Origin of the sequence: Paenibacillus sediminis, from assembly GCF_017873765.1 — a bacterium.
Lineage (GTDB): Bacteria > Bacillota > Bacilli > Paenibacillales > Paenibacillaceae > Paenibacillus_AG > Paenibacillus_AG sediminis.
Map to the genome: position 1 here is coordinate 43,002 of NZ_JAGGKP010000014.1, position 17,467 is coordinate 60,468.

17 protein-coding genes are annotated in these 17,467 nt (G+C 44.5%); 1 reads left to right on the forward strand and 16 read right to left on the reverse strand.

The genetic code is table 11. The annotated features are described in order from the left end of the window. Positions 1-56 precede the first annotated feature (56 nt). The 9 genes from J2Z20_RS16265 to J2Z20_RS16305 form a co-directional block, all read right to left on the reverse strand. Entirely contained in the window at positions 57-578 is a 522-nt protein-coding gene (locus J2Z20_RS16265; RefSeq protein WP_209852839.1) for an NYN domain-containing protein, read from the reverse strand. Between the two features lie 5 nt (positions 579-583). Further along, the gene (gene rlmB / locus J2Z20_RS16270) at positions 584-1,330 is read right to left on the reverse strand and encodes a 23S rRNA (guanosine(2251)-2'-O)-methyltransferase RlmB (RefSeq protein ID WP_209852841.1); all 747 of its coding nucleotides are present in this window, start codon (positions 1,328-1,330) and stop codon (positions 584-586) included. A gap of 43 nt (positions 1,331-1,373) precedes the next feature. Beyond that, the gene (locus tag J2Z20_RS16275) at positions 1,374-1,883 is read right to left on the reverse strand and encodes a Mini-ribonuclease 3 (protein WP_209852843.1); all 510 of its coding nucleotides are present in this window, start codon (positions 1,881-1,883) and stop codon (positions 1,374-1,376) included. Beyond that, positions 1,883-3,283 (reverse strand): cysteine--tRNA ligase, encoded by a 1,401-nt coding sequence (gene cysS, locus J2Z20_RS16280; protein ID WP_209852845.1) that lies wholly within the window; start codon positions 3,281-3,283, stop codon positions 1,883-1,885. Before cysS ends, J2Z20_RS16275 begins: the two co-directional genes overlap by 1 nt. A gap of 27 nt (positions 3,284-3,310) precedes the next feature. Further along, entirely contained in the window at positions 3,311-3,991 is a 681-nt protein-coding gene (cysE, locus tag J2Z20_RS16285) for a serine O-acetyltransferase (RefSeq protein WP_209852847.1), read from the reverse strand. 436 nt (positions 3,992-4,427) lie between these two features. Next, positions 4,428-5,891, reverse strand: a complete 1,464-nt coding sequence (gene gltX / locus J2Z20_RS16290; protein WP_209852849.1) for a glutamate--tRNA ligase — start codon at positions 5,889-5,891, stop codon at positions 4,428-4,430. A 30-nt stretch (positions 5,892-5,921) separates the two neighbouring features. Then, positions 5,922-6,410 (reverse strand): 2-C-methyl-D-erythritol 2,4-cyclodiphosphate synthase, encoded by a 489-nt coding sequence (ispF, locus tag J2Z20_RS16295; protein ID WP_209852894.1) that lies wholly within the window; start codon positions 6,408-6,410, stop codon positions 5,922-5,924. Continuing rightward, positions 6,410-7,105, reverse strand: coding sequence for a 2-C-methyl-D-erythritol 4-phosphate cytidylyltransferase (gene ispD, locus J2Z20_RS16300; protein ID WP_209852851.1), 696 nt, complete (start codon positions 7,103-7,105; stop codon positions 6,410-6,412). The genes ispF and ispD overlap by 1 nt, the downstream gene beginning before the upstream one ends. A 72-nt stretch (positions 7,106-7,177) precedes the next feature. Next, positions 7,178-8,263: a PIN/TRAM domain-containing protein gene (locus J2Z20_RS16305; RefSeq protein WP_209852853.1), complete on the reverse strand. Its 1,086-nt coding sequence runs from the start codon at positions 8,261-8,263 to the stop codon at positions 7,178-7,180. Between the two features lie 227 nt (positions 8,264-8,490). On the opposite strand from J2Z20_RS16305, the gene J2Z20_RS16310 reads away from it, so the two are divergent. After that, complete coding sequence (locus tag J2Z20_RS16310; protein WP_209852855.1) at positions 8,491-8,880, forward strand: nucleoside triphosphate pyrophosphohydrolase family protein; 390 nt, start codon at positions 8,491-8,493, stop codon at positions 8,878-8,880. A gap of 97 nt (positions 8,881-8,977) precedes the next feature. Here the strand turns inward: J2Z20_RS16310 and pssA are convergent, their stop codons facing one another. The 7 genes from pssA to J2Z20_RS16345 all read right to left on the reverse strand — a co-directional run bounded on the left by pssA (position 8,978) and on the right by J2Z20_RS16345 (position 17,020). Next, positions 8,978-9,706, reverse strand: a complete 729-nt coding sequence (pssA, locus tag J2Z20_RS16315; protein WP_209852857.1) for a CDP-diacylglycerol--serine O-phosphatidyltransferase — start codon at positions 9,704-9,706, stop codon at positions 8,978-8,980. A 57-nt stretch (positions 9,707-9,763) separates the two neighbouring features. Continuing rightward, a complete protein-coding gene (gene disA, locus J2Z20_RS16320) occupies positions 9,764-10,840 on the reverse strand; it encodes a DNA integrity scanning diadenylate cyclase DisA (protein WP_209852866.1) in 1,077 nt (358 codons plus the stop codon). Between the two features lie 13 nt (positions 10,841-10,853). After that, entirely contained in the window at positions 10,854-12,221 is a 1,368-nt protein-coding gene (gene radA, locus J2Z20_RS16325; protein ID WP_209852874.1) for a DNA repair protein RadA, read from the reverse strand. A 227-nt stretch (positions 12,222-12,448) separates the two neighbouring features. Next, positions 12,449-14,893, reverse strand: a complete 2,445-nt coding sequence (clpC, locus tag J2Z20_RS16330) for an ATP-dependent protease ATP-binding subunit ClpC (protein ID WP_209852882.1) — start codon at positions 14,891-14,893, stop codon at positions 12,449-12,451. 34 nt (positions 14,894-14,927) lie between these two features. Next, the gene (gene mcsB / locus J2Z20_RS16335; protein ID WP_209852884.1) at positions 14,928-15,992 is read right to left on the reverse strand and encodes a protein-arginine kinase McsB; all 1,065 of its coding nucleotides are present in this window, start codon (positions 15,990-15,992) and stop codon (positions 14,928-14,930) included. An 18-nt stretch (positions 15,993-16,010) separates the two neighbouring features. Next, a complete protein-coding gene (mcsA, locus tag J2Z20_RS16340; protein WP_209852886.1) occupies positions 16,011-16,532 on the reverse strand; it encodes a protein-arginine kinase activator protein McsA in 522 nt (173 codons plus the stop codon). A 26-nt stretch (positions 16,533-16,558) separates the two neighbouring features. Beyond that, a complete protein-coding gene (locus J2Z20_RS16345; protein ID WP_209852888.1) occupies positions 16,559-17,020 on the reverse strand; it encodes a CtsR family transcriptional regulator in 462 nt (153 codons plus the stop codon). Between the last annotated feature and the right edge of the window lie 447 nt (positions 17,021-17,467).

Genomic DNA, 17,467 nt, shown 5'->3' on the forward strand with positions numbered 1-17,467 from the left:
CAAATGGCATGAATACTTGGTAAAGGTTACTGTCTTGATCATAGTACCGATTCTCGTTACTCTCTCCGCCAGCGTTCAAAAACCTTCCTTACATCAGGGCTGAGTTTGCTGTCCACCGTATTTCGAGCAGACTTCGCATTATCCTGAGCAATTTGCGTTTTAACCTCTTGCTCGCTCTGCTCTAATTCAATTAACAGTTCACGTGCAGATACACGTAAAGCACCTTGTCCAAAGATAACGTGCTGCTCTACCATGTCGCTCGTCGCAACATAAATCTGCCTGCGCCGATGACTCATTTCGTTAACTAACCGTTCGATCGCCTCATCTGCTGTCTCTTTTTCTTTGGTGAAATATACTTGAACTTTGCCTTGAGTAAATGATTTGCCAAGGCCCGGGACAAGGTAAGCATCGAATACAACGATCACTTTCCGCCCTGAAAAAGCCTGATAATCAGCAAGCCTCTCAAGCAATCTGTCTCTGGCGTCCTGCATGTTCGTCTTCGCTAACTCTACAAGATCAGGCCACGATCCAATCATGTTATAGCCATCAACCAGAAGCAAATCTCGGAAATCGGGCATAAGCTCTACCCTTTAGCTTGGCGACGACGTAAAACCTCGTACATGACGACTCCCGCTGCCACCGATGCATTGAGTGAATTGATGTGCCCAGCCATCGGCAGTTTTACTAGAACGTCACATTTTTCACGAACAAGCCGACCCATTCCTGTATTCTCGTTGCCAATAACAATTGCGACCGGACCTGAAAGCACGCTATTATCATAGATTTCTTCACTCGCACGAACGTCGGTGCCCACAACCCATACACCCGCTTCTTTCAGCTGGTCAATGGTCGAAGCTAGATTTGTCACTCTTGCCACAGGTACATATTCGACAGCTCCCGCAGACGTCTTGGAAACGGTAGCCGTCACCTGAGCGGAGCGACGTTTAGGAATAATGACTCCATGCGCTCCTGTACAGTCGGCCGTTCTTAGAATAGATCCTAAATTATGAGGGTCCTCAATTTCATCAAGCACAATAAGAAATGGATCCTCTCCCTTTTGCTGTGCGGCAGCTAATATATCTTCAACTTCCGCATAGGCAAATGGAGCAACTTGTGCCGCAACGCCTTGATGCTGCATGTCAGGGACCATTTGATCGAGTTTTCTTTTATCCACATATTGAATAACAACCCCATGTTTCTTAGCCTCGGCTACAATGGGCTGAGTTAAATGTTTAGATGCATTTTCAGCAATCCAAATTTTATTTATTGTTCTCCCAGATCGTATAGCTTCGAGCAAAGAATGCTTACCCGCGATATATTCATCCTGCATGATTTGTTCCTTCCTCCTATATCCGCATCGCTTTCCGCGCTTATCATGTGTTGTTTTCGGACTGTTCTACAGATTCAATTCCTTGGTGAAGCAAATATTGAAGCCGTCCCGATTGTTTCTTGTAATATAGGAAACCGACTAAACATTCGAATGCGGTTGCAAGACGATAGTCGATTACATTGGCATTCTTCGGTATGCTGCCTGATTTCGCATTGCGTCCTTGGCGCACAACTTCCCGCTCCTCTTCAGTAAGAAGGGGTTCGATGTGCGCAAGGATAGCTGCCTGCGCTTTAGCCGAAACATAACGAGTTGCTGTGCGGTGCAGATGATTTGGTCTTAAATTGCTCTTCGAAATTAAATATTGACGAATGGCGACCTCATAAATGGCATCCCCGATATAAGCAAGCACAATAGGCGGAAGTAAATGAGGGGGCTTTGATGGTTCGTAATGAAACCATTCACTGCCTTCCCCATCATATGACTGCTCGTGATTACCGCCATTGTCCAGATGTTCATGTGCGCTGCTAAGGTTTACTTGCTTCGAATCGTCCATCATTTACGCCGCCATCTCATGCCTTGAGGCGTATCCTCAAGCAAGATGTTTTGAGCTGCCAACAGATCGCGAATCTCATCAGCACGAGCCCAGTTTTTCGCTTTGCGCGCTTCCGTCCGCTCTTCAATTAAGCGTTCTATTTCTTCATCGAGCAAATCTGGTTCGCCTTCTTCGTATAGACGAAGCACGTTGTTCATTTTTACAAACAATTGTTTGAGCGCTTCGAGATCAGCACGACCTACGACATCTTGCTGCAGCCATTGGTTCGTTGTATTCACCCACTCGAACATCGCTGTGATCGCATCCGGCGTATTAAAGTCGTCTTGCATTTTCTCATCAAACAGAGAGGCTATCGCCTCGATTTTTTGAGAGAGCTCGGCACTTACCTCGCGAGATGCATCTGCGATTTCGAGTCTGTGATTCAGCCGAGCCACCCCGTTGGCAATGCGCTCAACACTTTTCTCCGCTTGCATCATCGTATCGTCACTGAAGTTTAGCGGATTGCGATAATGAGTCGACAGCATAAAATAACGAATCGCTTCGCGTTTATAATTTTTGCGTAAATCTTTAACCAAGATCCCGTTACCTAATGATTTCGACATTTTCTCATTATTAATACGGATATATCCGTTATGCATCCAATATTTCGCAAGCGGTTTTCCGGTCAGCGCTTCTGATTGAGCCACTTCGCACTCATGATGCGGGAACTGCAAATCTTGTCCCCCGCCGTGGATGTCGAGTGTATCCCCTAAATACTTGCGTGCCATTGCGGAGCATTCAATGTGCCAACCAGGGCGTCCTTCTCCCCAAGGGCTGTTCCAGTGAATTTCTCCAGGCTTAGCCGCTTTCCACAGCACAAAGTCTTCAGGATGTTCCTTGCGCTCATCCACCTCGATCCGAATACCGAACTGCAACTCATCGATATTCTGATGCGACAATTTGCCGTAATCGGGAAATTTATGAGTTCGGTAGTAGACGTCTCCGCCTTTCTCATAAGCGAATCCCTTATCAACCAACTCTTTAATAAACTCGATAATGACGTCAATATTTTCTGTAACTCTTGGGTTCATCGTTGCACGCGGAATGCCGAGCCCTTCCAAGTCTTCGTAGTATGCCTCGATGAAAGTATCCGCAACTTGAGGTACAGTTGTGTCCATCTGCTCCGCTTTTCGGATGAGCTTATCGTCCACATCCGTAAAGTTAACGACATAGTTCACGTCATACCCCAAACTTTCGATATAACTTCGTACGACGTCGAAGACGATCATCGGACGCGCATTACCAATATGAATGTAATCGTATACTGTCGGTCCGCACACATACATTTTTACTTTTCCCGGTTCTTGAGATACAAAAATCTCTTTGGAACGAGTCAATGTATTGTAAATTTGTAATGCCATGTTCACTTTTCCTTTCAGCTTAAGTGGTTACAATGTATTCCTTTGAGGCAGAGAAGGTGAAGTCGTCTCTTTCTCTTTCTCGCTTTTCAAACGCTGAACCTCAGCACGGAGCTCTTCAACTTCTCGCTGAAGAAGACGCATGGAATCGACAATCGGGTCAGGCAGCTGGTGGCTGAGACGATCCACTCTTTTGCCGTCTTGTTTCACAATTCTTCCTGGAATGCCGACAACCGTACTGTTCGAAGGCACTTCTCTCAGCACAACAGAATTAGAGCCGATGTTGCTGTGATCCCCAACTTTAAAAGATCCGAGGACTTTCGCTCCTGAAGCTAATACGACGTTGTTGCCAATCGTTGGATGACGTTTGCCCTTTTCCTTACCGGTTCCGCCTAGTGTCACTCCTTGATAGATAACCACATCATCCCCAATTTCGCAAGTTTCGCCAATGACAACTCCCATCCCGTGGTCAATAAACAGTCTCTTTCCAATTTGCGCACCAGGATGAATTTCAATACCCGTCATGAAACGGCTCACTTGAGAAATGATGCGGGCAACAGTAAACCAACGGCGCTTATAAAAACGATGTGCAATCCGGTGTGCCCAAATGGCGTGCAAGCCTGAATAGGTGAACACAACCTCGAACACGCTTCTCGCAGCCGGGTCATTATCGAATACTGCCTGTATATCTGATTTTATATTTTCAAACATACCTTGTTTCACCTCTTCGTTTCTTACTTGCCATTTCTAACAAAAAACGCCCCTGCAGCAAACGCTGCAGAGACGTATGAAATCGCGGTTCCACTCTGCTTGGGTACTCGGTCAGAAGGCAGGCACTAACTAAGCAACTTCTCCGAGACACCCCACTTATAGACGTCCTTAACGGGGACGACACGACATTGTCTAATATGTTGACATTTTCGACAATGCAGCTCCCAGGCGCATTTCCGTTGTCTGTATTTAGATAACTTTCAGCCGAGAGCACTATGCTGCATATACAGTCAGCTACTCATGGTTATCCTCTCTGGAAAATACACGTTTCAACGTACTTCTCCTGATCTTAGCTATTCGATATTCAGATGTTTGGTAGTAATTATATCGAAAAGGTATAGAACTGACAAGAAATGTTTTACATGTAAAATATCAATTATTTACCGCTGAGCCGCGCTTTAAGACGGCTGATCACTTTATCTCGTCCAAGCAAGTAAATCGTCTGATTCAAATCACGGCCATGTGTTTGTCCTGTAAGAGCAACACGAATCGGCATAAACAGCTGTTTGCCTTTATAGCCTGTTTCTTTTTGCACTTCTTTAATTAATACAGCCATGTTGCTGCTCGTAAATTCATCCGTTTGCTCGACTTTCGTTAAGAAAGCTTGCAGCACTGTCGGCACTTGCTCCTCAGCAAGCACGTTCGCTCCTTCTTCTTCTAACACCAGATCGTCTCTGAAGAACATTTCCGACAACTCGACAATATCCGACGCAGCTGTCATTTGCTCTTGATACAGAGCCACAAGCGTCTTCGCCCATTCTCTCTGCTGGGCAGATAGAGATTCCGGAAGTTTGCCTGCTTTTTGAAGATGCGGAATGGCCAAATCTGCGATACGGTCTGGATCAGCATGCTTGATGTAATAATTGTTAATATGCGCAAGCTTCGCCGTATCAAACACCGCTGGGCTCTTAGACAAGCGGTTCGCATTAAAGATCGAAATGAGCTGTTCTCTCGTAAAGATCTCTTCTTCTCCTTCTGGAGACCAACCTAACAGAGAAATAAAGTTGAACAACGCTTCTGGCAAGTAACCGAGCTGATCATATTGTTCAATAAATTGAATAATAGATTCATCACGTTTACTAAGCTTCTTATGATTCTCGTTCACAATGAGTGTCATGTGACCAAAGATTGGAGGCTCCCAGCCGAGTGCTTCATAGATCATAAGCTGGCGCGGCGTATTCGATACATGGTCTTCTCCGCGAAGCACGTGAGTAATTTTCATTAAATAGTCGTCTATAACCACAGCGAAGTTGTAAGTCGGGATACCATCCCGCTTCACAATAACGAAATCGCCCATATCTTCTGTAGTAAAGGAAATCGTTCCTTTAACCATATCATTAAACGTATACGTCTTGCCTTCAGGCACACGGAAGCGAATGCTTGGTACACGGCCTTCAGCTTCGTACGCTTTAATCTCTTCTTCGGTTAAATTACGATGCTTGCCGGAATAGCGAGGTGTTTCTCCGCGAGCAATTTGCTCCTCGCGCTCCTGTTCAAGCTCTTCTTCCGTACAATAACAACGGTAGGCCAGACCTTTATCAATGAGCTCCTGCCAATATTTACGATAAATATCCAGACGTTCTGTCTGACGATAAGGAGCGTATTCTCCTCCAATATCTACACCTTCATCCCAGTCCATGCCGAGCCATTTCAGGTAAGTTAATTGATTCTCTTCTCCGCCCTCAACATTTCGCTTCAAGTCGGTATCCTCAATACGAATAATGAATTTACCACCTTGACTTCTTGCATACAAGTAGTTGAACAATGCCGTTCTGGCATTACCAATATGTAAATGTCCCGTCGGACTCGGTGCATAACGCACTCGAACTTGACTGGTCATTATAATCCCTCTTTTCTGCTTCAGTTTCTCTCAAGATGATAGCATACCTTGGACAAGGCATACAATAGACTGAGCCGCGATCCCTTCGCCTCGGCCAGTAAAACCAAGCTGCTCCGTAGTTGTTGCTTTCACGTTAACTTGCTCTGTCTCAGCGTCAAGCGCTTTAGCGATAATGTCAACCATTTGTGGGATATAAGGCGCCATCTTCGGCTTCTGAGCAATAATTGTTGCATCTACGTTACCAAGGCGATATCCCTTCTCCTTCGCTAGACCCCACACATGCTCTAAAAGCTTCAAACTATCCGCATCCTTAAACGCAGGATCGTTATCTGGAAAGTGTTTGCCGATGTCTCCCAAGCCAAGCGCTCCTAAAATTGCATCGGTTACAGCATGCAGCAATACATCTGCATCCGAGTGTCCTAGCAGCCCTTTCTCAAACGGTATTTGCACACCCCCAATAATGCACGGCCTGCCTTCGACCAGCTGATGCACATCAAAACCTTGTCCAACACGAATCATCATCTTTTCTCTCCCTTTAGCTTCTCCAAAAACTCTGCATAATCCAAATCTTCAATCGTCGTAATTTTGATATTACTGTAGCTTCCTTCACATACCGCTACGGTCATGCCTAGCCGCTCAACGAGCATAGAATCATCAGTTCCGACAAATCCTTCCCTTTGCGCTTCTTGATGAGCACGCATAAGGTCGGAAAGACGAAAAGCCTGTGGGGTCTGAATAGCCCACAAGCTATGGCGGTCTGGCGTTGCTGTAATTACACCCGCTTCGTTCACTTGTTTGATCGTATCCTTAACGGGAACAGCCAGAACAGATGCTCCGTGCTGCCTAGCCGTTTCATAACAGGCAACAACCTGCTCCTCCGTTACAAACGGACGAACACCGTCATGCACAAGTACCCATGAGGAGCGAATTTCTTGCAGTCCTTTGTAAACAGAATGCTGACGTTCACTGCCCCCAGCAACAATCTTCGTTACTTTGCGAAGACCGTAGCTGTTAACCCACGTCTGACAACGTTCAAAGTCCTGTGCACCAGTAACAAGTACAATCTCATCGACAACATCTATTTTGTCAAATACCTCTAATGTATGGATAATAATTGGCTTGCCCTGCAGCTGCAAATATTGCTTGCTCTCCTTCGTCCCCATTCGAGAGCCTTTGCCAGCTGCGACGACAACCACACCTACTCCGCTGTTCATACGTTCTCTCCCTGCTTAATCTGTAAAATCTTCGCCGATGATCGCCATTCGTATAACTACATCATACCGTTTTTACTGGGCTTTTTCCAACAATTTTGGTTTGGCAAAGATCATACGACCAGCAGAGGTCTGCAGAACGCTCGTCACAAGTACTTCCATCGTTGTTCCTATAAACTCCCGCCCGCCTTCGACGACAATCATCGTTCCATCGTCTAAATAGGCGACGCCTTGTCCATGCTCTTTACCATCCTTAATCACTTGCACCATGATCTCCTCACCAGGGAGCACGACCGGTTTAACGGCATTCGCAAGGTCATTAATGTTAAGCACAGACACACCTTGCAGTTCACACACTTTGTTTAAATTATAATCATTAGTTACAACTTTACCCTGAAGCACTTTCGCTAGCTTCACAAGCTTGCTGTCTACTTCTGAAATTTCTTCAAAGTCGCCTTCATAGATCAGGACCTTCACGTCGAGCTCTTTTTGAATTTTATTTAAAATATCAAGACCTCTACGCCCGCGGTTCCTTTTGAGCAGATCAGATGAATCCGCAATATGCTGCAGCTCTTCGAGTACAAACTCAGGGATAACAATAGTCCCTTCAATAAACCCAGTTTTGCATATATCGGCAATACGTCCGTCAATGATGACGCTCGTGTCCAATATTTTGTGTTCCTCAAGCTTGCGCTCTGGAGAAATGGCATGCCCCCATTTTCCCGTCGTCCAGAGAGAAGCTAATTCCTCCTTCTTCTCTAACCCAACCCGCAGTCCTACATATCCGAACACTAAAGCGAACCCGAGCTGAACGAGTTCACGAGCTTGTCCTGTCCAAGAAAGGGCTGGGTACACAAGAAGCGAGAGCAGAAGTCCTGCAACGAGGCCGGTTAAACCTGGAGCCATCTCATTCATCGGAATACGTGACAACATATGAATGACGTAATGAAGCTTCGAAGAAATCGAATCTGCAACGATCGAACATATAACTAAAAACAATATTGCGCCAATGGCTGCAAATATAAGACTTGCTGCTGTTTGCCCCATCCCTCCGAAGAATCGCTGTATAAACTGCGACCTGTAATCTATGGAGTAAAACGAAGCAAATCCCGCCCAAGCACCGCACAATCCAGCAAATGCTGTAATGACTCTCTTTATCATAAGTCCTTCACCTCCTAAAAGATAATCCTATTAAATGCATATCTTCAATATCCAGTATGAACCATTTTTGCCAGACATAATCGCGAAACACCAAACTTTTTTCGAGGAATTTGACGCGGAACACAAATCAATTTCTCCATTTCTAAATTTGTTTTTTTGTTGAAAATTGGTAATCGGGTGGACTATAATGAACTCAACTCTTATGAATGATGAGGTGGATTGGGAAAATGAGCGCACCAAGTTTGCAGTCTTTTCAAGAACAAGTTTCCGAACTGTTACTCCGTCACCGCAGCTTGCTTGATGTCATGTCTAAAAATGGTCAGAGCAGTTCCTCAGTAAATCGAGCTGTCACCAAGTCTATTACGGAGTGCGGTTGTATCCAACTGTATGCTAAGAAACAAAAATTCGGCTCAAACCTGCAGCAAGCTAAAGAAAATTCAACGAATCATGTACATGGACAATTATGTGAGCACTGTAGAGAAGCCATTAGTTCCGAACTCGGACGGAACTTATTTTATATTTCCGCCTTATGCAGTCAACTTGGAATCAATTTAGACGATGTATTACAAAAGGAATCCGAGAAATGTTCTACTTTAGGGCTTTTTAATTTGTCATAACCGGCAAAAATAACAAAAAGCATTTATCTCTCCGGGTGGTCCGGGAAATAAATGCTTTTTATTTTTTATTATGGACTTGTTAAACAACAAGCATTTTTTAGTTTTTAGTGCGATAAACTTCTTCTTCAGATGATTTATGACGACGAAGTACTTTTGCAATTTTCTTGACGTTCTGACTCATTCCATATATCGTGTATAAAACTAAGCCCACAAAGATCGTTTTTGCTACTTGTTGAGTGAACATCACTGCGACGATCACACCCGCTATAATAATAATAGGAGCGATCCATTTTGCTTTTTTCGGTATGCCTACTTTTTTGAAATTCGGATATTTCACGGTGCTAATCATTAAGTAAGATAATAATAATGTTGCAATGACTAAATAGGGCTCCGTTATATCCTTATAGAATAAAGATAATGTTGCGAGCACTCCGCCAGCAGCCGGAATTGGCAGGCCTGTAAAATAGCCGGGAATTCCTGATTTCACGTTGAAACGAGCCAGCCGCAAAGCACCGCACATCGGAAAAATAGCCGTCACCGCAAAGGCAATCGCAGGATTCAAATTATAAAAAGCAGCGGAATAAACAATGATTGCAGGAGCTGCACCAAATGATATGACATCGGACAACGAGTCAAGTTCTTTGCCAAATTCGCTCTGAACGCCTAACGCGCGCGCCACGCGACCATCTAATCCATCCATCAACATCGCGATAATGACCATAATGGCAGCAAAGCTATAGTTCCCATCTATTGCCATAATGATCGCGATCATTCCGAGAAACAGGTTACCTAAAGTAAACATGTTCGGAATTGATTTCGTTATCATCTCTTCACCTCGAATATATGTGCCGCAAATATAATACATACTTGATTGTAAATGGAATTAGATTTGTCTGTCAATGAACACTTGTTCTTGAAGCCGTTTCAGACCTTCCTTGATTGCACGAGCTCGCACTTCACCAATTCCGTCTACCTCATCAAGTTCCTCAATTGTTGCCATCATAACATGAGGAAGCTGTTCAAAGCGGTCTACTAAGTTATGGATAATGACATTCGGCAATCGCGGAATCTTACTGAACACCCGGTACCCTCTAGGAGCAACCGCCTCTTCAGATGTAGCTGCAGAAGATGGAAAGCCGAGAAGCCGCACGACATGGTGAACATCGAGCAATTCATCATCTGAAGTACGCTTCAATGCTTCAATAATTTCTCTAATTTTCTCATCATCATCTTCACGAGCATAGTCCTTATACAGAAGCCATGCTTCTTCCTCTGTATTGTTAAGCAGCTCTTCCATCTGCATGCTGATCAAACGTCCCTCTGTGCCAAGCTCGTTGATATAACGCTTAATTTCCTTCTTAATGCGAAGTACCATCTCGAATCGTTGTATCACGTTTACCACTTCAGGCACAGTGACCAATTCTTCAAATTCGGATGCTGTTAAATTCGTGAGCGACTGATCCAGCACGGATTTATATTTTTCCAACGTTTGAATCGCTTGATTGGCCTTCGTTAGAATAACGCCGATTTCCTTCAGTGCATAACGCAGCTGACCTTTGTACAGTGTAATAATATTACGCCGTTGAGAGATCGATACGACGAGCTTACCTGTTTGTTTAGCGACACGTTCGGCAGTACGATGGCGTATACCTGTCTCAATGGATGAGATGGAGGAATCCGGAATTAACTGCGTATTCGCATATAAAATTCGTTTGAGGTCCTCACTCAATATAATGGCACCATCCATCTTCGCTAATTCATACAAGTAGTTGGGAGAAAAATCACAGTTAATTGAAAATCCCCCATCAACAACCTCCATCACTTCGGGACTGTAGCCGACAACAATAAGCGCCCCCGTTTTGGCTCTAAGAACATTTTCGAGTCCTTCACGAAAAGCTGTCCCAGGCGCTACAAGCTTAAGTAAGTCGTTCATTCTATCCAGTTGGCTCGGTTCGTTCATCTTTATATGCCCCCTAATCTAACGCGACCGCTAGTGCTTCTGCCACAGTATTTACTCCAATAATCTCAATTCCTCCCGGTCGTTTCCACCCCTTCAAGCTCTTCTCCGGTAAAATAACACGCTTAAAACCCAATTTCTCCGCTTCCTTCACCCGTTGTTCTGCTCTAGACACCGCTCTAACCTCTCCTGTAAGACCAATTTCTCCGAACACGACATCGAACGGTCTTGTCGGAGCATCACGGAAGCTGGAAGCAATACTGACGGCAATCGCTAAATCAACAGCCGGTTCATCTAGTTTGACACCACCAGCTACATTTAAGTAGGCGTCTTGATTTTGAAGGAACATTCCCATACGTTTCTCAAGTACGGCGATAATGAGCGACATACGCTGATGATCGACACCGGTGCTCATTCGTCTTGGAGAAGGAAAATGTGTGGCCGATACAAGTGCCTGAAGTTCGACGAGTACAGGTCTTGTGCCTTCCATACTCGCTACAACTGTAGAGCCGGCAACTCCGAGCGGTCGTTCTGACAGAAACAGCTCAGAAGGATTGGCTACTTCCACTAGACCAGTCTCACTCATTTCGAAAATACCAATTTCATTGGTGGAGCCAAAACGATTCTTCACCGCACGCAGCAATCGATATGTCTGATGCCGTTCACCTTCAAAATAGAGAACGCAATCGACCATATGTTCGAGCAGTCTCGGACCGGCAATAGCACCTTCCTTAGTAACGTGTCCAACAAGCACCGTTGCAATCCCTTTCCCTTTAGCAATACGCATAAATCTAGCCGTACATTCACGAACTTGAGATACGCTGCCTGGGGCGCTGGTTACTTCCGGTTGATATACCGTTTGAATGGAGTCAATGACGAGAAAATCGGGCTGAATGCTCTCGATCGCTTCTTCAATAAGTTCCATATTGCTCTCGCATAACACATATAACTCAGGAGACAGAGCGCCAAGACGCTCAGCTCTAAGCTTAGTCTGCCTAATGGATTCTTCACCTGAAATATATAGTACTTTAAGTCCTGCCTGAGTCATTTCATGTGAGGTTTGAAGCAGCAGCGTTGACTTCCCAATGCCTGGATCTCCGCCGACAAGAACAAGCGAACCCGGAACAATCCCCCCGCCAAGTACACGGTTTAGCTCTTTAATTCCAGTCTGAACTCTCGGTTCCTTGCCACTATCTATTTCTATGATAGGAAGCGGTTTTTCTTTCGTTGTAAAAAGGGAAGAGTTCATCCCTTGCGTTTTGACAACCTTCTCCGTTTCTTCCACCATTGAATTCCATGATTGACAACCAGGGCATTTCCCGTACCATTTAGGTGCCTCATATCCACATTCAGTACAAAAAAACTTGGTTTTAACTTTGGCCATTGCTCTCTCCTTAAGGTTCGCTAAATCAAATCTACACTTGCAATCCCGAACTAATCCTGCAATAATCAAAGTTTACCATTTATTAAGATTTATCGTAAAGTCGTGCCCAAAAGTTTACACTATGATGTCATTATTGCAATATATGAAAGGGCTGGCCTGCAAGTGAAGATATTCCTCCACTTATAGGCCAGCCCTTTATTGATCGGTTCGGTTGTTATTCAGAACGATTATGAGCTTGTTGATACATTGTCACGATGCTTCACGGTTAATTCGCCATTCTCTTCATCGATGATGAGCGAATCCCCTTTCTTCACACGGCCCGTAAGCAGTTCTTCAGATAGACGATCCTCAATATGTTTTTGAATCGCACGGCGCAAAGGTCGTGCACCATAGGCTGGATCATATCCTTCTTTTGCAAGAAATGCTTTCGCTTTGTCGGTAAGCTCGAAGTCTACTTCGTTCTCACGTAGCCGTTTACGAAGTTCATCAGACATGAGAGACACGATCTCTGCAATGTGTTTTTCCTCCAAGGAATGGAACACAATAATTTCATCGATCCGGTTCAAGAACTCAGGACGGAAGCTCTTCTTCAGCTCTGCCATTACTTTGTCCTTCATGTTGTTGTACTCTGCTCCAGAATCGAGAGAAGCCGTAAAGCCCAAAGTGCTGTTGCGCTTAATGGCTTCTGCACCAACGTTAGAAGTTAAAATAATTAAAGTGTTGCGGAAGTCTACAACGCGACCTTTGGAATCGGTTAGACGTCCGTCTTCAAGTACTTGCAGTAAAATGTTGAACACTTCAGGATGGGCTTTCTCGATTTCGTCAAGAAGCACGACAGAATATGGTTTACGACGAACCTTCTCGGTCAATTGACCGCCTTCTTCATATCCAACATATCCTGGAGGCGCTCCAACAAGACGTGAAGTGGAGTGTTTCTCCATATATTCAGACATATCAATCCGAATAACGGCATTTTCGTCACCGAATAACGCTTCAGCAAGCGCGCGTGCGAGCTCGGTCTTACCTACCCCTGTTGGACCTAAGAAGATGAAGGATCCCATTGGACGTTTTGGATCTTTCAGACCTGCACGTGCACGGCGGATCGCTCTGCTGACGGATTTCACCGCTTCTTCTTGACCAATGACGCGTTCATGCAGAATTTCTTCCATCTTCAAGAGACGCTCTGTTTCTTCTTCCTTCAGTTTATTCACTGGGATTCCAGTCCAGCTCGCTACCACTTCAGCGATATCTTCAGGAGTCACTTCAGAGTCTGTGCGTCCTTGTTTTTCTTTCCATTGATTTTTCGTAATTTCAAGCTCTTCACGAATTTTTTGTTCTGTATCGCGCAGCGCTGCAGCCTTTTCAAATTCTTGACTTTGTACAGCGGAATCTTTCTCCTTACGAATATCTTCAAGGCGGTTTTCAAGCTCTTTCAGATTTGGAGGTGTTGTGTACGTTTGAAGACGTACTTTGGATGCAGCCTCGTCAATAAGGTCGATCGCTTTATCCGGAAGGAAGCGGTCAGAGATATAACGGTCAGATAGTTTAACCGCTTGTTCAATTGCTTCATCGGTAATTTTCACACGGTGATGCGCCTCATAACGATCTCGCAGTCCATGTAATATTTGAATCGCTTCATCGACCGTAGGCTGATCCACCGTAATCGGTTGGAAGCGGCGCTCAAGCGCAGCGTCTTTCTCAATATATTTACGGTATTCATCTAGCGTCGTAGCGCCGATACATTGCAGTTCACCGCGAGCAAGCGCCGGTTTTAAGATGTTAGATGCATCAATTGCACCTTCAGCTCCGCCTGCTCCAATCAATGTATGAAGCTCGTCGATGAACAGAATAATGTTACCGGCTTGACGGATTTCATCCATAATTTTTTTGAGGCGGTCTTCAAATTCACCGCGATATTTCGTACCCGCAACAACAGAACCCATATCGAGTGTCATAACGCGTTTATCGCGCAGTGTCTCAGGAATTTCGTTATTAATAATTTTTTGAGCTAAGCCTTCAGCAATCGCTGTTTTACCAACCCCAGGTTCACCGATGAGCACAGGGTTGTTTTTCGTACGGCGGCTAAGAACTTGAATTACACGCTCAATTTCTTTGCTGCGCCCGATAACCGGATCAAGATTACCCTCTTTTGCAATCGCCGTAAGGTCGCGAGCCAAGCTGTCCAAGGTTGGTGTGCTCACATTGGCAGGCGCACCATGATGACTGGAAACTGCTTCACTGCTTCCTAGAAGCTGCAACACTTGCTGACGAGCTTTATTGAGGCTGATGCCTAAGTTGTTAAGGACACGCGCAGCAACGCCTTCGCCCTCACGAATAAGTCCTAATAAAATATGTTCTGTTCCGACGTAAGTATGACCAAGTTTACGCGCTTCGTCCATCGAAAGCTCGATTACTTTTTTGGCGCGCGGTGTATATGCGATATTGGTCGGCTGTTCTTGACCACGACCGATTAGTGTTTCCACTTCGTCTTGTATTTTCTCAAGTCCGAGGCCAAGTCCAATTAACGCTTTTGCAGCAATCCCTTCGCCTTCACGAACGAGACCAAGCAAAATATGTTCAGTACCGATATTGTTATGACCTAGTCTTACTGCTTCTTCTTGAGCCAAAGCCAATACCTTTTGTGCACGTTCTGTAAATCTACCAAACATCATTTTCTCTACACCTCCATGAGTGAGTATCTATACTTTAACCTGTTTTTCCTAATTTTTCACGTATAAGCTTAGCACGATACATATCACGTTCACCAGCGTCCATTTTTTCATGAAAATACTTTTGTAAAAACCCTGGTTGTGTCATCACATTAAGCTCATTCATTACTGAATCCGGTACACCTTGGATCAGACCAAGATCAATGCCAAGTCTTACATCTGAAAGACGCTGCGCAGCTTCTTTGGAATCGATGATCGCCGCATGACTTAATATTCCGTAGGAGCGCATCACGCGGTCTGTAATGCGAACTTTTGATTCGGCAAGCAATCTCTCGCGCGCATTTTTCTCATGTTGAATAATCTGATGAACTACGCTCTCCAGATTGTCGATAATCTCTGTTTCGCTCTGCCCGAGCGTAATTTGATTCGAAATTTGAAACATGTTGCCTGTTGCTTCGCTGCCTTCACCGTAAATGCCTCGCACAGCAAGACCAACTTGAGATACGGCAGATAAAATACGGCTAATTTGCTGCGTCATCACAAGTGCGGGCAGATGCATCATTACCGATGCACGAACGCCAGTACCTACATTTGTCGGGCAGCATGTTAAGTATCCTTTTCGATCATCAAACGCATAATCGACATGAGCTTCAAAAGCATCATCAATCGCACTCGCCAGTTTCCAAGCTTCACGGATTTGAAATCCAGGATACAGACATTGAATACGTAGATGATCTTCCTCATTAATCATAATGCTTACGGATTCTTGATCATTGAGTAATACAGCGCCATTACGCGATTCTCCTGCCAGATCGGGACTGACCAAGTGCTTCTCAACAAGCACTCTCTTATCAAGCTCATCCAGAGATGACATTCTGACTAAATGAAACGTCCCGAAAGGCTGAAGTGCATTTGACTTCAAAACTTCGTTCAAGCGATTCAGCACTTCCTCAGATTGCTGGTTTGTTGCGAGCATAGGAAAAGGAATGTGCTGCAGATTGCGCGCTACTCTTATACGGCTGCTGATGACGATATCAGAATCGTTACCTCTTCGGCGCATCCACTCGCTGAGCGGCTGTTCTGTAAATCGGAGATTTGACACTCTGCATCCCTCCTACTCTTAATCTTCAGAAATTTCTTTTTCAAGCTCTCGAATCTGGTCCCGAAGCTGTGCTGCCTTCTCAAACTCTTCTTGAATAATACTGTACTGAAGCTCTTGCTTCAAATCATCGATTCTGCGTTTCACTTTAATATGACCGCCGGCTCGTTTTGGAATTTTACCGACATGAACTGTATTGCCGTGTACTCTTTTTAGAAGAGGGTCAAGTTTACCGTTAAAATATTTATAACATGAGCTGCATCCGAATCTGCCTATTTTGCTGAACTGAGCATATGTCATTCCGCATTCTTCGCAGCGTATCATTGGTGCAGCTTTTGCAGAATTTGGTCCTTTATTGGTTGGATCAAAATCAAGCAATCCCGATAACAAATTATGGATTGAGAAGCCGCCTGCAGTTCCAGGTATGATGTCCCCTTTTTCTCTGGCACATGTTTCACACAGATGGAACTCCGTCTTCACTCCGTTAATAATTTTCGTAAAATGGAGTGTCGCCGGTCTCTTCTCACATTCTTGACAAAGCATTCGATGTACCCCCTTTTATTGATAGACTATTTGCCTAGCAAAGAGATCAGCATCGCCTTTAAAATGTTGGCACGAATTTCATCACGATAAGGAAGTTTGACCATCAGAGCATCTCTAGATATGGCTGCCCTGATCAAGTTCGCTTCGCGTGCCGTAATAAAGCGACCTTCTTCAAGCTGATAAACAAGCCCTTCCGCCGTTGTCTGATCAATCGAATTACCTATCGTTTGCTGAATATGCTTATGCAGCGCTGAGTGTCCAGGCAATTGAATGCGCTGGATGCGGATATATCCTCCCCCGCCGCGCTTACTTTCCACAAGATAGCCTTTCTCAAGAGTAAATCTTGTGCTTATTACATAATTAATTTGCGAAGGAACACATGAAAACTTCTCAGCCAAATCATTTCGCTGAATTTCCACCGTCCCTTCAGGACTTTCATGCAAAATATTCTTCAGATATTGTTCGATAATATCGGAGATATTACGCATTCACTCATCCTCCACTGACTGATACGTTAGTCAAAATGAGCTGCTAACTAAGCAGCACACTAAGTTGGTTATCACCAAACTGGAAAGCCATCAAACTCTGCTCTACTTCATAAAGTAGACACCTGCCTGACTTTGACTTTCTTTGACTTTGTCTTTATTATATCACTTTTTTATTTTTTGCCAAGAGGTATCGCTTGCATTGATTCGCAAATGAGAAACAATCCTGTTTTCACTAGTGTGCTCTGAATTTAAAGTCCCTATCCATCATCGTTCGATAATAGTTATATATGGAATTTACCCTTGTCGTGTTCTAGGTAATTGTGATGAAGATATATAGGTATAATTGAACACAAAAAAAACCACTGCCGATATTCATCAACAGTGGTTTTTTGCTTGGCAACGTCCTACTCTCCCAGGACCCTTCGGTCCAAGTACCATCGGCGCTGG

Excerpts from the sequence above, each read along its gene's own strand:
- J2Z20_RS16265 (WP_209852839.1), bottom strand. The coding sequence starts at position 578 with ATGCCCGATTTCCGAGATTTGCTTCTGGTTGATGGCTATAACATGATT.
- rlmB (WP_209852841.1), bottom strand. The coding sequence starts at position 1,330 with ATGCAGGATGAATATATCGCGGGTAAGCATTCTTTGCTCGAAGCTATA.
- J2Z20_RS16275 (WP_209852843.1), bottom strand. The coding sequence starts at position 1,883 with ATGGACGATTCGAAGCAAGTAAACCTTAGCAGCGCACATGAACATCTG.
- cysS (WP_209852845.1), bottom strand. The coding sequence starts at position 3,283 with ATGGCATTACAAATTTACAATACATTGACTCGTTCCAAAGAGATTTTT.
- cysE (WP_209852847.1), bottom strand. The coding sequence starts at position 3,991 with ATGTTTGAAAATATAAAATCAGATATACAGGCAGTATTCGATAATGAC.
- gltX (WP_209852849.1), bottom strand. The coding sequence starts at position 5,891 with ATGACCAGTCAAGTTCGAGTGCGTTATGCACCGAGTCCGACGGGACAT.
- ispF (WP_209852894.1), bottom strand. The coding sequence starts at position 6,410 with ATGATTCGTGTTGGACAAGGTTTTGATGTGCATCAGCTGGTCGAAGGC.
- ispD (WP_209852851.1), bottom strand. The coding sequence starts at position 7,105 with ATGAACAGCGGAGTAGGTGTGGTTGTCGTCGCAGCTGGCAAAGGCTCT.
- J2Z20_RS16305 (WP_209852853.1), bottom strand. The coding sequence starts at position 8,263 with ATGATAAAGAGAGTCATTACAGCATTTGCTGGATTGTGCGGTGCTTGG.
- J2Z20_RS16310 (WP_209852855.1), top strand. The coding sequence starts at position 8,491 with ATGAGCGCACCAAGTTTGCAGTCTTTTCAAGAACAAGTTTCCGAACTG.
- pssA (WP_209852857.1), bottom strand. The coding sequence starts at position 9,706 with ATGATAACGAAATCAATTCCGAACATGTTTACTTTAGGTAACCTGTTT.
- disA (WP_209852866.1), bottom strand. The coding sequence starts at position 10,840 with ATGAACGAACCGAGCCAACTGGATAGAATGAACGACTTACTTAAGCTT.
- radA (WP_209852874.1), bottom strand. The coding sequence starts at position 12,221 with ATGGCCAAAGTTAAAACCAAGTTTTTTTGTACTGAATGTGGATATGAG.
- clpC (WP_209852882.1), bottom strand. The coding sequence starts at position 14,893 with ATGATGTTTGGTAGATTTACAGAACGTGCACAAAAGGTATTGGCTTTG.
- mcsA (WP_209852886.1), bottom strand. The coding sequence starts at position 16,532 with ATGCTTTGTCAAGAATGTGAGAAGAGACCGGCGACACTCCATTTTACG.
- J2Z20_RS16345 (WP_209852888.1), bottom strand. The coding sequence starts at position 17,020 with ATGCGTAATATCTCCGATATTATCGAACAATATCTGAAGAATATTTTG.